Source organism: Lachnoclostridium sp. An169 (assembly GCF_002160525.1).
Classification (GTDB): domain Bacteria; phylum Bacillota; class Clostridia; order Lachnospirales; family Lachnospiraceae; genus Mediterraneibacter; species Mediterraneibacter cottocaccae.
On record NZ_NFKT01000014.1, the window covers coordinates 90,348 to 104,783 of the forward strand.

Annotated in this window: 12 protein-coding genes; 1 reads left to right on the forward strand and 11 read right to left on the reverse strand. The window is 48.8% G+C overall.

Annotated features, from left to right (window positions below):
• Positions 1 to 39 precede the first annotated feature (39 nt).
• From nusG to B5F07_RS11390, 7 genes are all read right to left on the reverse strand, one after another.
• The gene (gene nusG, locus B5F07_RS11360) at positions 40 to 558 is read right to left on the reverse strand and encodes a transcription termination/antitermination protein NusG (RefSeq protein WP_087161398.1); all 519 of its coding nucleotides are present in this window, start codon (positions 556 to 558) and stop codon (positions 40 to 42) included.
• Between the two features lie 25 nt (positions 559 to 583).
• Positions 584 to 781, reverse strand: coding sequence for a preprotein translocase subunit SecE (secE, locus tag B5F07_RS11365; RefSeq protein WP_087161399.1), 198 nt, complete (start codon positions 779 to 781; stop codon positions 584 to 586).
• A gap of 22 nt (positions 782 to 803) precedes the next feature.
• A complete protein-coding gene (gene rpmG, locus B5F07_RS11370) occupies positions 804 to 953 on the reverse strand; it encodes a 50S ribosomal protein L33 (protein WP_087150328.1) in 150 nt (49 codons plus the stop codon).
• A 262-nt stretch (positions 954 to 1,215) separates the two neighbouring features.
• Positions 1,216 to 3,474: a right-handed parallel beta-helix repeat-containing protein gene (locus B5F07_RS11375; protein WP_087161400.1), complete on the reverse strand. Its 2,259-nt coding sequence runs from the start codon at positions 3,472 to 3,474 to the stop codon at positions 1,216 to 1,218.
• A gap of 187 nt (positions 3,475 to 3,661) precedes the next feature.
• Positions 3,662 to 4,954, reverse strand: coding sequence for an AI-2E family transporter (locus B5F07_RS11380; protein ID WP_087161401.1), 1,293 nt, complete (start codon positions 4,952 to 4,954; stop codon positions 3,662 to 3,664).
• Between the two features lie 199 nt (positions 4,955 to 5,153).
• A complete protein-coding gene (glgD, locus tag B5F07_RS11385; protein ID WP_087161402.1) occupies positions 5,154 to 6,296 on the reverse strand; it encodes a glucose-1-phosphate adenylyltransferase subunit GlgD in 1,143 nt (380 codons plus the stop codon).
• Positions 6,290 to 7,498, reverse strand: a complete 1,209-nt coding sequence (locus tag B5F07_RS11390) for a glucose-1-phosphate adenylyltransferase (protein ID WP_087161403.1) — start codon at positions 7,496 to 7,498, stop codon at positions 6,290 to 6,292. Before B5F07_RS11390 ends, glgD begins: the two co-directional genes overlap by 7 nt.
• Positions 7,499 to 7,788: 290 nt before the next feature.
• Here B5F07_RS11390 and B5F07_RS11395 point away from each other — a divergent pair, with 290 nt between their 5' ends.
• A complete protein-coding gene (locus B5F07_RS11395) occupies positions 7,789 to 9,450 on the forward strand; it encodes an AAA family ATPase (protein WP_087161404.1) in 1,662 nt (553 codons plus the stop codon).
• A gap of 146 nt (positions 9,451 to 9,596) precedes the next feature.
• Here the strand turns inward: B5F07_RS11395 and B5F07_RS11400 are convergent, their stop codons facing one another.
• The 4 genes from B5F07_RS11400 to B5F07_RS11415 all read right to left on the reverse strand — a co-directional run bounded on the left by B5F07_RS11400 (position 9,597) and on the right by B5F07_RS11415 (position 14,432).
• Positions 9,597 to 11,591 carry a beta-N-acetylhexosaminidase gene (locus tag B5F07_RS11400; protein WP_087161405.1) on the reverse strand — a complete coding sequence of 665 codons (1,995 nt, stop codon included), beginning with the start codon at positions 11,589 to 11,591 and terminating at the stop codon, positions 9,597 to 9,599.
• A gap of 120 nt (positions 11,592 to 11,711) precedes the next feature.
• Positions 11,712 to 12,866: a glycosyl hydrolase family 8 gene (locus B5F07_RS11405; protein ID WP_087161406.1), complete on the reverse strand. Its 1,155-nt coding sequence runs from the start codon at positions 12,864 to 12,866 to the stop codon at positions 11,712 to 11,714.
• Positions 12,867 to 12,870: 4 nt separating this feature from the next.
• Positions 12,871 to 13,488, reverse strand: a complete 618-nt coding sequence (locus tag B5F07_RS11410) for a YesL family protein (RefSeq protein WP_087161407.1) — start codon at positions 13,486 to 13,488, stop codon at positions 12,871 to 12,873.
• A gap of 47 nt (positions 13,489 to 13,535) precedes the next feature.
• Positions 13,536 to 14,432: a carbohydrate ABC transporter permease gene (locus tag B5F07_RS11415; protein WP_087161408.1), complete on the reverse strand. Its 897-nt coding sequence runs from the start codon at positions 14,430 to 14,432 to the stop codon at positions 13,536 to 13,538.
• Between the last annotated feature and the right edge of the window lie 4 nt (positions 14,433 to 14,436).

Sequence of the window (14,436 nt, forward strand, 5' to 3'; positions counted from 1 at the left end):
CCTTGTGGTATTGGCGGGATCTCTCCCTCCCACTTTTCATTAATCCATTTTTTTCACTTCTGAAAAACCAAGTTCAACCGGAGTCTCACGGCCAAACAGCTCTACATTGATCGACAGGCTCTTCTTCTGCTCGTTCATGCTCTGTACGACCCCGACGGTTCCTTCCCATGCGCCGCTTAACACGGTCACGGTATCGCCCACGCCGAAATCGACAACCACATCGTCCCGTCTGATTCCGAGATTCTCCATCTCGCTGTCATCCAACGGAACCGGCTTGGATCCGGGACCGACAAAACCGGTTACGCCGCGGGTATTCCGCACGACATACCATGTATCGTCATTCATGATCATATGGATCATAACATATCCCGGCAGCATCTTTCTCTGAACCACTTTCTGAACTCCGTTCCTGAGCTCCGTAACCTCCTCAAGAGGAACACGAACCTCAAGGATCTGGTCTTCCAGATGACGGTTCTCGATCGCCTTCTCAATGTTCGCCTTCACCTTGTTTTCATACCCGGAATAGGTATGGACTACATACCATTTTGCGTCTGACATAAAATCACCTTTCTGCTGCGGTCAACTATTTAACCAATAAGTCAATCCCGTATCTTAAGATAGCGTCGATCACTGCGATGACCGCCCCTAATACTACGGAAACAGCAACAACTGCCGTGGTCTGTCTTGCAAGTGTTTTTTTGTCCGGCCAAATGATCTTCTTAAACTCAGCCTGAAGACCTTTGAACCAGCTCTTTTTCTGAGTCTTCGTATTCTCACTCATAACATCCACTTCCTTCCGAGCATTACTTCGTCTCTTTGTGCAGTGTGTGTGATTTGCAGAATCTGCAGTACTTCTTGGTCTCCATGCGTTCCGGATGAGCTTTCTTATCCTTCGTCATGTTGTAGTTACGGTTTTTGCATTCCGTACACTCCAGAGTAATTCTTGTGCGCACAACTTCCACCTCGCTTTTTACTTATTCATCTGCGTGTTACTGATGGTTGCGAAGCCATCGATTTTTAGGCATAAAAAAAAGACCTACTTCCATTCGCCATGCTATTGTAGCACGGCGCTGTATGGGAAGTCAAGTCTTTTATTTCTTAATTGTCTTAATTACACTTCTTTAACCATATCCGGAAAATACACAGGACCGGCACGAAATACCACGCCGGTCCTCACTCATTTTTATATCTTATTTCTCAGAACATCACTTCTGCTTATCTGAAGCCCGACCTTTTTCTGACTGCAAAAATCACTCCTGCCGCTGCCGCTATAACAACTGCCGCGCAAGCTACCACCGGTGCAGTATCCCCCGTCTTCGGGACATCAGAATTGCTTCCGCTGCCTGCTCCCGGTGTGTTTCCGTTTCCGGCAGAAATATTCATATCTGTCGGAGGCACTGGCTGGGCATCGGAAACAGCCGGAACTTTCTCCACGATCACATCACCGCACACGGAGCACACAGCTTCTCTCTGTCCCTCCTCCGTCTCAGTAGGTTCTTTTGTCACAACCCACTCTCCGTAGGAATGTCCTGACGCCTCAATCACCCGCGTCGTTGTTTCGCCACACCGTGTGCAGACCGATGTTTCTTCACCGTCTTCGGTACATGTGGCAGGTACTTTCACTTCCCAGTCAGCAAAATCATGACCAAGTGCATTGATTCCCCGTACGGTAGTCTCCCCGCACACGGTACACTCAGCCGACTCGACTCCTGCTTCCGTACAGGTCGCCGGGGTCACTACCGTCCACTCTCCGTATGTATGAGGCACCTTTTCTGTTATACGGCTGTCAGTCACAGTACCACAGACAGTACAGGTTCTCTGCTCAAGTCCCTCTTCCGTACAGGTTGCTTCTTTCACTGCCGTCCACTCTCCCGGAGCATGTTCCGTCATAGGGATTTCCTTCACTGTATACTCTCCGCATTCCGGTTCCTTACAGTATACCTTCATACTTCCCGTCTCTGTGCATGTCGCCGGGGTAATAATCTCCTCTGCTCCACTGAAATCATGCACATGTGATTCACTTAACTTCGGAATTCTCTCACTGCGCACATCACCGCAGTTTTCACAGGTAGATGTCTTAAGCCCATCCTCATGGAATGTAGCTTCCTTTTCCACAACCCACTCTCCATAGGAATGTCCTGTTGCCGGAATTGTCTCTTCCCGGGAATAATTGCACCGGGAACATGTCACTTCACGTACACCGTCCTCGGTACACGTAGCCTCCTTTGTGACTTTCTCCACATAATCATGTCCAAGGGCATCTACGTCCGCGTTTTCTGTTTCGCCGCAGCGCCCGCATGTTCTCATCTGCACGCCCGCTTCTGTACAGGTCGGCTTCTTGATCTGGGTCCACTCTCCCCAATCATGTCCGAGAGCGTCGACCGCCTCTGTCTTTGTATCTCCACATACCGTACATGTATATGTAATTTCCCCCTGAGTTTCACAGGAAGGCTTCTCTGTAACTGTTCCCTCATCCCACTGATGGTCACAGTAATCCGCAATCGGGTCTGCGGAAATAATCAGGCAGTCATAGACTCCCCGGTAACGGTCATCCATAAACCATTCCGTTTCAAAGGCTTCATCAAAATCCGCCTGTCTGTCCGGAGCTTCATCCCCGACATAATAATAATTCTGAGCGGGATTTTCCATCTCGTAAAAATAAATATTATACGGGAAATGGTCATCCTCGTAAGATGATTTTGTCACACACGTAACCGTAGAATCCTCTACAGAGAGCGAACCGCCCTCGATACCGCTTCTGCGCAGACCCACGCCGATACCAAAGATTTCACCGTTTACTACTTCTACATTAATATCGGAATTTTTCACAGTCATATTTCCATTCTGTGCATCAATGCCCACGTTCGTGCCTGCGATTCTGGCATCGTCTGCGATGGCACTGTGAATATTGACTTCCGCATTTTCCACGGTAAGATTTCCTGCACCGGTATTCGCATCTTTTGTGATCCCGTAAAAGAACGGCGAATATGCAAAATCCCCGGTAATATTAAGCTCACAGTCCCGTATCGTCATAAAATCATCATACATGATTCCATCGCCGCCTGCGGTCTCTGACATATCAATCGTCAGCGAACCGGAACCGCCAATAGAAGCACTGTCAACCGAAACTGCCGTTACCGTATTGTTTTTCCCGTTGTCCACGGTCAGAACATTTGCACCTTCAAGACGGATCTTGAAATCGTCACCCATACCGCTGCTGTTCAGCACAGTGTCTTCTGACGTCACCTTGTAATCTTTCAGCGTCAATGTGTTTGTCTGCAGATCATAGCTGACTCCATCCGGTGCATTTCCCGTCACTCCACCATATGAGACAATCGGTACGCCTGCGACAGTCAGACTGGCGTAGTAATCCAGTTCACGCGCCGCTGTATTCCCATCCGCTGCGTACACCGGCATTCCCAGTATAAGAGCCGCGGCTCCGGTAACAGCTATTACTCTTCTTCCTTTTCTCATAGCGTGTTTCCTTCCTTTTTTATTGGCATTGCCATTTATATCCAGACTTGATTATACCCCCCCCCCGAATTCTGTCAACCATCTCTTTGCAAAATATTGCTTTTCCGTAAAAGCGCAAAAAACCGGGGAATTCGGACCTTGCAATCCGTTTCCCCGGTTCTCCGGAATTCTACAATCTATCTCCGTGCTATTGCCGCTCATCTGTATTCTGTTTTCTTTCGTGCCCTTCTGCATCCTCTGCTATAATGTCATCCGCCGCCGTCTCCTCCTGCGCTCCCGCTGCCCGCTTTCTCTCCGCTGCCCGCGCCGCCTCTTTTTCCGGCTGACCGTTCTTAATATTCCGGTGCTTTTTCCTCAGATGCTTGTACACACTTGCCCGGAACAGGTTATACACCACCGATACGATGGGAATAAAGATCAGCATCCCGACAATCCCCATCAGGCTTCCGCCGATGGTCACGGCTGCCAGCACCCAGATCGACGGAAGGCCCACCGAGCGTCCTACCACTTTCGGGTAGATGAGATTACCTTCAATCTGCTGCAGCACGAGGAACATGATTATAAATCCGACCGCCTGCAGGGGATCTACCATTAATATAAGAAGAGCTCCCACAAAGCAGCCGATAAACGCGCCGAATATGGGGATCAGCGCGGTAAAGGCGATCAGAACGCTCACCAGAAGGGAATAGGGCATACTGAAGATGTTCATCACCACAAAGAACATCATCCCCAGAATCAGCGCCTCCACGCACTGTCCTGTAAGGAAGTTCGTAAAGGAACGGTTGGTCAGCGAGCACACCTCAAGGCACCACTCCACCCGTTTTTCTGAGAGGAATGCATACATCACTTTCTGCACCTGGACTCTGAGTTTCTCTTTCTGCAGAAGAACATAGCACGCAAACACAAAGGCAATCACAAACGTGGTCACGCCGCTGACAATCGAGCCGATTGCCGACATTGTAGAATTCAGAATATTGCCCGCACCGTTCTGGAAGAAGCCAACCGCGCTCTCCATGATCCGGTCCACATTCAGGTTCAGGCTGTCCAGCCATGCGGAAATCTCACTGTTATCCGTAAAAAGTTCCTCAAGGAAACGCTGTGCCTCCGGCACAAAATCACGGATCGTGATTCCCAGTGACAGAATCGTACGCGTCAGTTCCGGAATCACAACGAACATAACCAGTGCAACGACGCCGATTACAATCAGGAGTGTCAGCACAAGCGACACCGGTCTGGCAAGACGGTTTGCAATCTTCTTATTTTTAAGCCAGCGGTTATAAAATACCTTTTCTTCCATAAAATTCATGGGAACATTCAGTACGAAGGCGATTCCGCCGCCAAGCAGGAACGGGAAAATAATGCCGAACACAAACACGACCGCGTCGATAATGATCCCGTAATTCCACAGTGCGATCAGTACGATAATTGTAAATAAGATCAGCTCTTTTATCTTTCTCATATTTTCCCGGTCAAGATTCATAGTGTTCCTCCTTCTCCATGTTTGTCTATTCTATCACGCGTCCGCCATATGCTTCAACCCCCTGCAGCTTAAAAGTTTCTTAAACTTTTCTAAAGGCGAATATTATTTTCAGAAAATTTCGAAAATTAAAACAGCGCAGGTAATATCCCTGCGCCGTTTTGTTTTCCTTACTGTCCTGTTTTCTCTGATTTCCCGATTCCTAGACTCTTCTCCCCTTTTCCACAAACACCTGGAAAGTATCTGCTCCCCGGAGCTTTCTGTTTTCCGTAATCACCACATTTTTATCTGTAATCACATAGTCAATGTCCGCTCCGGATTCCACGACGGTATCCTGCATCAGCACGCAGTTTCTTACCTTTGCTCCCTTGCGGATCTTAACGCCCCTGAACAGAATACAGTTTTCCACATCACCCTCAATCACACAGCCGTCAGCGACCATTACGTTTTTCGCCCTGGCTCCCGGAATATAACGTGTCGGATTGTCATCACGGATCTTTGTATAGATCTGCCCTTTATCGAACAGGGCATCCAGGTTCGCATCATCGAGCAGCTTCATATTTTCCTCATAATAACTCCTCATATCGCAGATCCGGGCACAGTAGCCATCATACCTGTATCCCTGCACGTTAAGTGTCACAAGGTGAGGTGAAAGAATATCCCGCTCATAGAAAACATAGCCGCGCACAAACGCCTGGCTGATCTGATCAATCAGAAGCTCTCTCTCAATGGCATAAATATTCATGGAAAAATTCTGTACGCCTGCCGCCTTGGAATTGATACGTATATTCGTCACCCGTTTATTCTCAAGTTCCAGTGTGTAATAGAGGGACTTGCTGTTCGTCTCGGACTCCAGGGCACTTGGCGGAAGTTCCTCCTCCCGGTACGCAATGGTTACATCCGCACCGCTTGCAATATGTTCCTCGAGAAAAGCGCCAAAATCAAAATTCACGGCAATATTTGTATCTGCCATCACAACGTATTTCTCTTTCTGGCTCTTCAAAAATCCCAGAATGCTCGCCAGAGCCTCAACACGCCCATTGTAGACCTTTACCGTCTTCTCTGCAAACGGAGGCACAATATTCAGTCCGCCGTTCTTCCTGGTCAGATCCCATTCTCTTCCGGAACCCAGGTGATCCAGCAGGGAGTGGTAATTCTTGCGGACAATAACCGAAACATTGTCAATACCGCAGTTCACCATACTGGACAAAATAAAATCGATCATCCGGTAACGTCCCCCAAACGGAATGGAAGCCATCAGGCGGTCCGCCACAAGATCCGGGACAAGGTCATCATAACTGTTCGGGAAAATGATTCCCAATGCATCAATATTCGAATTTACCACTGCTCTTCACCTTCCTTTACATGATTGCTGACCATGGCATTGGGGCCGATCTTGGCTCCGGCTCCCACCTCTACGCCGCTTCCCACTGTCGCCACGCCTCTGTTGTCCCCCTCAGGCATCGCACCAACCACGGCATTCTCACCGATCGTAACATTCTCCGCCACAATGCAGTGTTTCACCACTGCTCCCGCTTTGATCGTTGTACCGCCCATCACAACGGCATCTTCCACTTCCGCGCCTTCTTCCACTCTCACTCCCGCAAAAAGGATGGAATGTTTTACATGGCCGTTAATCCGGCATCCATCTGTAATCATGGAATTCTCCACAACCCCGGTCTCGCCGATCTTATGTCCGGTCATACCGCTGTTTCTGCTGTAGATCTTCCACTCTTCGTCAAACAGGTCGATTCCGCTGTGCTCCGGATCGAGCACTTCCATGTTCGCCTCCCATAGAGACGGGATCGTACCCACATCTTTCCAGTACCCGCTGAAACGGTAGGCATACATCTTTCTCTCGTCGCGGAGCAGATTCGGGATAATGTTGTTTCCAAAGTCATTCTCGGAATTCGGATCCGCCTCATCTTCTTCCAGATATTTTCTCAGGATATCCCAGTTAAAAATATAGATTCCCATGGACGCAAGGTTCGACTTCGGGTTCTTCGGCTTCTCCTGGAACTCGGTGATCCTGTCGTTCTCATCCGTTACCATCAGTCCGAAACGGGACGCATCCTCCCAGGGCACTTCCATGACTGCCACAGAGAACTCCGCCCCTTTCTCTTTGTGGAACTTCAGAAAATCACTGTAGTCCTGTTTGCAGATCTGGTCGCCGGAAAGGATAATCACATATTCCGGATCATAGCGCTCAATAAAGGAAATATTCTGATAGATGGCATTTGCCGTCCCCTTATACCAGTCGGAACCGGTCGCCTGCTGATACGGCGGGAGCACATGGACGCCGCCGTGCAGCCGGTCCAGATCCCAGGGCTGTCCGTTTCCTATGTACTCATTCAGCACCAGCGGCTGGTACTGGGTAAGGATTCCCACCGTATCAATTCCGGAGTTGACGCAGTTCGACAGCGGAAAATCGATGATACGATATTTTCCGCCGAAAGGAACCGCTGGTTTTGCCAGATTCTGTGTCAGGGCATAGAGACGCGACCCCTGACCTCCGGCAAGAAGCATTGCAATCATTTCTTTGGCCATAATTCTTCCCCCATTCTATATTATTTTGCATTTTTGGGTATAAATCATATTCTTATTATCCAAAACCGCAATATATATGATTAAATTGTACATCATATTCATAGAAATTTGAAGAAAATTTATGCAGAAATAACATTTTCCCATTTTCTTTTTCCCCATTGCCGTCTATTATCGTGGCATGGTATACTTATAATAAGTATGTACTTCAATTGACACATGACACATATTCCGTGCAGGCATACATTCTAAGTTGAACAACCCCATAGAAGCAGACCAGGAGGTGGTGCGGCATGAAGCCAGTTACAACAGGTACAGAAGATTTCAGAGAATTTCTGACAGGGAACTTCTATTATATTGATAAAACCGATTTTATTGAAACTGTCTTTCACGAAAAAGTCTCGCTGTTCACGCGTCCCCGCCGCTTCGGAAAGACGCTGAACATGAGTATGCTCTATTACTTCTTTTCCAACAAAGAACAGGAGAGTGCCCGGTTATTTAACGGAATGAAGATCTCGAAAAATACGGAGATCATGCGTCATCAGAATCAGTATCCGGTTATCTTTCTGACACTGAAGGATATGAAAAATCCGGATTTCAAACAGCAGACTGATTATTTTTCTTTCCTCATTGCACGGGAAGTTCGGAATCATGAAGAATTATTCGAAAGCCCGCATCTTCTGCCAAGCGAAAAGGAAACACTGAAACGTTATGATTTCAGGCAGGCCGACCTGATTGATCTGCAGAATGCACTGCTTAATCTCTGCACCTGCCTTGAAAAGCATTATCAGAAAAAAGTAATCCTTCTGATTGATGAATACGACGTTCCCCTGCAAAGCGCGTTTCTCAACGGCTATTATAATGAAATGTCTCACTTCATCAGCGCTGTGTTCAGCTCTGCCCTCAAAACGAACCCGAGCCTGGAGCGGGGAGTGCTGACCGGATGCCTTCGCATTGCAAAGGAGAGTATTTTTACCGGTCTGAATAATTTCAGCGTATACTCAATCTTCAACAAAGACGCCTCCTCACGTCATTTCGGTTTTACAAACGATGAAGTCGACCAGATCCTGCGGGATTATCAGCTGACCGATTATAAAAACAAGACCGCAGAATGGTACAACGGATATCTTTTCGGGAATGAAGAGATTTACAATCCCTGGAGCGTCCTCAATTATGTGAAGCAGATCGTATACGGCAATGATGCGCAGCCCAGATCCTACTGGGCAAACACAAGCAGCAATGATATTGTCTACAATTATATTAAGACAGGCACATATGAGATGAAGCAGACGTTCGAGGCACTGGTGCAGGGGCATGCGGTTACCGAGCACATAGCAGAAGAACTGACCTACCGGGAAATGGATGATACGGAGAATATTTACAGCTTTATGCTCTTTACCGGATACCTGAAAATAAAGGAATCAGTCTGCGGCACGGATGGCGAACCGCTGCCCGGAATGTACCGCCTGGTCATTCCCAACAAAGAGGTACAGATCATATTTGAGAATCAGTTCCAGAAGTACTTTTCTGACTATGTACGGGACAAAAAAGGACTGCTCCTGGATGATCTGAAAGAAGGCAGGGTAAATCAGGCGAACCTGCTGCTGAATGACATTCTCTTCAACTCTGTCAGCTTTTATGACAACTACGAAGCATTTTATCATGGTTTTATGACCGGACTGTTTGCAGGATATTCTGTAGAATCCAACATGGAGAGCGGCGAAGGACGGTTCGACATCGCTGTTCTCTCTCCCAGCCCGTTTGGCACGAACGTGGTAATCGAATGCAAGAAATCAAAGGAACGGAAAGACCTGAAAACAGACAGCCGGAACGCCGCGCAGCAGATCATTGAGAAAAAGTATATCGAAGGCCTGCATGCGCGGGGTTACGATATAGTACGGGGATATGGGATTGCTTTTTATGAAAAGGGGTGCTATATCACAGCAGCGGAATGACATTCCCCTCTTTAATAAAAATATGGAATTACAAAAATCCGGAAGATTCTCCTGTATCAGCAGAAGTCTTCCGGATTTTCAGGCAATCCCCCGTATCATATAGTTAAAGCTTGTGTTTTGCAAATTGTACCAATATCACATTTCTATCATATTCCTGCCATATTTCCCGCACTTACAATATATTCCCAGAGCGGAGCCGCACAGAGTCTGTGATCCTTATTCTGCCTGTCTACGGCATAAGACAGCCTGTCTTCTTCCAGCTCCTCCAGACGTTCAACCTCTCCGGAGATCCATGCTTCCAGGCGTCTCCGGGCAGATTCCAGGCGGACTGCCACCCCACCGAAACGGATATCCAGCACCTCATATCCAAATGGCCTGCACTCTTCAAACCAGATTTTTCCTCTTAATTCCTTCATTTCTCGCACTTTTTCCACACAGAAACCAATTTTTTCACAGAGTTTTTTCATCCTTTTCCGGTCATTTTCGAGATATGTCTGCCGGATCTCTGTACCCAGCCCTGCTTTCTCCGCAAGCAGCTGCGCCACTGTTCTGTAATAGATGAACAATTCTTTTTCCGGTGTTTCCGCCCTGCCTTCTGTCACCAGTTCCAGTTCTTTTGCCAGGCCGCGGTAATATTTATCCAGTCCCATTCCTTTCGTCTGCTCATCAAAGAGCCCCAGCATGACATCCTGATAGAAGAGAAATTTCGAGGGGTTATCTGCACACTCATTATCCGGAAGAATACCCGCCGGACTGTCGAACTTATCGAGAATCCGCCACGCCTCCGGACTGTACCCGGTCAGCAGTTCCAGCCACTTATTAAAATGTATATCCGCCAGTGTTTTCCGTTCTGTATCTTCTTTCTCCGGCGGATAGCAGAGCCGGGCAAAGTACAGTGCCGAAAAGAACAGTGTCCGCACCGGCGTCTCTGCCCCGTTGTCAAACCAGAATGTACAGAACAGTTTTCTGATTCCCTGTTCCCGGCACGCTCTCACCCCCTCGGCAAGTGTCCGCTCTGCCTTCCGGTAGTTCGGAGACAGACCGTTCCACGTCCATCCGCCTCCTGCAAAGACAATCCTGTCTGTCAGTTTCCGATGCAGGCGGATATTCTTCTCATAGTCGCTGCCGTCATGATGGTAATAGTCCCAGTAGACCAGAGACAGATTGCCGGGGATCTGTATCTTTGCTCCGGGTTGTGCGTCGGAAAGGATAAATTCCGTGTCTTCCGGCAGATCATAATATCCGCCGGAAGGTGATTTCAGCCGGAAGAACATATCGCTCCACATCATCGGCTCCACCCCAAGCTCCTCACAGATCCGGCACACCATCTCCAGATGATCTGTCATAATCCGGTAACGCTCCCGATAGCCGTTATTCCGGAGATACTGCCCCAGTCCGAGCATGGCAGCCTCATCCATTCCCACATGAATCTTTTTTGTGGAAAAAGGCATGGATGCATTCCGGATCATCCTGCGCACAAGCATTTCCGTGTCCGGAGATCCTGCCAGAAGGATATCCTCCGTGTCTCTGTAACGGGCACTCTGATTCCAGCGAAGGTATGTGTGAAGATGCGCCAGTGTCTGAATCGTCGGGATCAATTCCACCCCGAAGTTTCTTCCATATGCGTCCAGCTCCTGCAGTTCTTCTCTTTTGTATCTTCCGCGGAAAGCACCGAAATACGGTTCTTCCGGAATCTCATACAAATCTTCCATATACAGGTAAAGCTGACCGATACCGCAGGCCGCGCAGAGACGGATTACCTCTTTTAAAAACGGCAGGGCAGGCGCTGCATTTCTGGAACAGTCCAGCATAATCCCTGTTTCGTCAAAAGCAATCTTCTCTGTTATCTCAAATGTCTCCCGCTGTTCCAGGGCTTTCTCCATCAGCGCAAGGTGCAGACCTCGGTAGAAATGCACCGCCTGCTGCCCGGAAATAACAAGAGAACTTCCATCGTATGCCACCCGCAGGGAAGAAACGGATTTATCCGGTATCCAGCGCAGAATAACGGAAGGTATCCCGGTTTCGGCAGTTATTTCGGCGGTTTCGGAATCCGTTCCCGCACATTTGTGTCCGTAATGATATAGAAACTCCCGGGCCGAACGGGCAATTTCAACGGGTAAGGATGTCAGATTGAATCTCATGGCGGATCTCCTCTCTGGTTGATGATTTTTACAACAACAGCTCTTTTTCATCAATTTACCATATGAGGAAAAACGGCGCAAGATAAAGCATAAAAAATGGACGGGAGACATCCCTAAGGATTATGTCTCCCGTTTCCAGATCCGATACTCCCCGCCAAGCGCCAGCAGGGCAAAGAAATACAGACAGTTATCGTAATACCTTCTCCCGCCTGTCCGAAGCGGCGTCTCCCAGAATCTTCTCACCCACTCTTTTGCATAAGGACCGTCCGCAGCCAGGGACGCCTGGGCGTTGACCGCCGCCACTGCAGTCGGGTGAAGCGCCCTCTGATCCACGGGAGTTCCGTCCGTCAGATATACGCCGTCCAGGCTTTCGCCGGCATCTTCAGAATAAAATTTCTGAAGCCTGTTGGCTGTCTCGCGCTCCCACTCATGCGGACCGAACCATGCGTAATCCAGTCCGATGTTTGCGATTGTCCGGTATGCATCGCTGTAGTACCAGTCATGCCTCCCGAACTTTTCCGTATCTCCGGTGTGCGGTTTTCCGTCATAATCCGCGTACTCCGCGCTCAGACCGGTGAGAGGATGGCAGGCTTTTCTCAGATACTGCCTGCTTGCCTCCGCCGCTTTTTTCCAGAACGCCCGGTCCTCCTCATCCGCCCACAGAGCAAAAAGTTCGTAAAAATGGGGCAGATGATAGGACGGGTCCGTAAATTCACAGTCCGGAATAAAGCGGATCAGCCGGTTCTCCCGGTTCCACATTGCCCTGCCCGTCCCCGGCTTTTCTCCTTTATGGAGGCAGTCTCGGAGGATCTTTCTGGCTTCCCGGGAATATGCAAATATCCCCTCTCCGTCGCCCCACCGTGCCGAGGCGAAGAACAGCGCCATTGCAAAGAACTCCTCTCCGTCCGGGGCAGGACCGTACGAATTTTTCGTTCCGTCCGTGGCGCAGGACCAGGCAAAATATCCTGCATTTTCTCCGCTTTCCATATACATATAGGTTTTTGCCCATTTCCATATCCGGTCAAATTCATCCCTGCGGTTCATCTGAACGCACATCATCATTCCATAGGACATCCCCTCAGTCCGCACATCGTGGTTTCCCGTATCTTCTATATATCCCATATCACTGCCCACGGGATGATAGATCCGTTCTTCCTCGGCACCGTAAAACAGCGTCAGGAATGTCTGTTCGATTTTCCTGCTGACTTCTTCTTCGGAGTATCCGAGCCTGAGGAACCAGTTATCGTATTCTCCTGTATAAAATGCTCCGCACATCGTCTCATTCTCCCCCTTCATATTTTGAAAATACCTTCACAAAAAGGACTGACTGCACGTATGCCATCACGGAAAAACCCGCTACTGCCATGAACGTCCAGAATGCCTTCGTGAAAATCAGCAGGAAAATAATTCCCGCCCAGATCAGCAGCAGAAGCATCGTTTCCTTCAAATCAAATACCGCCAGGATCAGCGCGTTTTTTACGGTCGCTGCGATGCTGTTTTCAAATCTGGCTGTCAGCGCAAATACATAGAGCAGGGATAGGATACCGCAAGCAGCGAATATACACAGAACAGCCAGCGCAGCTGTCTTTATCCCTGCTGTGAACGCCCCCTTCTGCCAGTACGAAAATCCATAGGCAATCAGGACGCCTGCCCCGCAGTAGATGCAGGAAAGCGCAAACGACTTTCCGAAGTTGGCGGCAAACGCCTTGAGATAGGGTTTTACAATATACCCGTCCTCATGGCGCGCCTGCCGCATGGAGACGGCGTACAGGGCACTCAGCGCTGGTCCGGCCGTAACAACCGGAGCGCAGCATATAATAAACAGAATATTCAGAATCATAAAATCAGCTGCTCTTCCAAGAAACTCCAGCACCGGGCTGTCCAGATTAATCTTCATTCTCACATTCTCCTTTTCCCTGTATTCTCACGCCTGTTCTTCCACTCCTATTCCTTCACGCCGCCGAGTGTAAGTCCCGTCACAAAATATCTCTGGAGGAACGGGTAGATACAGATAATCGGCAGCATAGTCAGCACTGTCGCCGCGGCGCGGACTGTTTCCGGCGTCACGGAACCTGCTGCATTTTTCATCGCTTCCGCGGAACTTCCCTGGTTTGTCACCGATGAAAGGAGCTTCATCAGTTCATACTGAAGGGTGGTCAGATGGGACGCCATCCGGTTATAGAGCATGGCGTCAAACCATGAGTTCCACTGTCCGACCGCCACAAACAACGCAACCGTAGCATATACCGGTTTGCACAGCGGCGATATAATCTTTGTAAATATGGTAAAATATCCTGCTCCGTCCAACTGTGCAGATTCCTCCAGACTATCCGGAAGTCCGTTCATATAAGTGCGGATAACGAGCATGTTGAACGCGCTGATCATTCCCGGCACCACATATACCCAGAAGCTGTTTGTCAGCCCCAGGCCCCTGTAAAGGAGGAATGTCGGGATCATTCCTCCGTTCACATACATGGTAATCACCCAGAACAGGGAAAGCTGTCTGCGGAAAAGGAACCGCTTTCTGCTCACAATATACGCCAGTACAGCATTGGCCAACAGAGCCGTAAATGTGCCGAGCAGCGTACGGGCCACTGTTATGTATGCCCCGGTAATCAGGTTATCCTTCTGGAGCACTGTAAGATAATTCTTAAGCGTCCATTTTCTCGGCCAAAGATAGATTCCGCCGCGCAGGGCGTCTGTCCCGTCGTTAAAAGATATTGCCAGAGTATTCAGGATCGGATAAAGCGTGATAACCACAAACAGGATCATAAATATTGTATTGCATACGGTAAACACTTTGTCCGCAGGCGATGTTCTGATCTTTTTCTTTCTTTTCATCCGA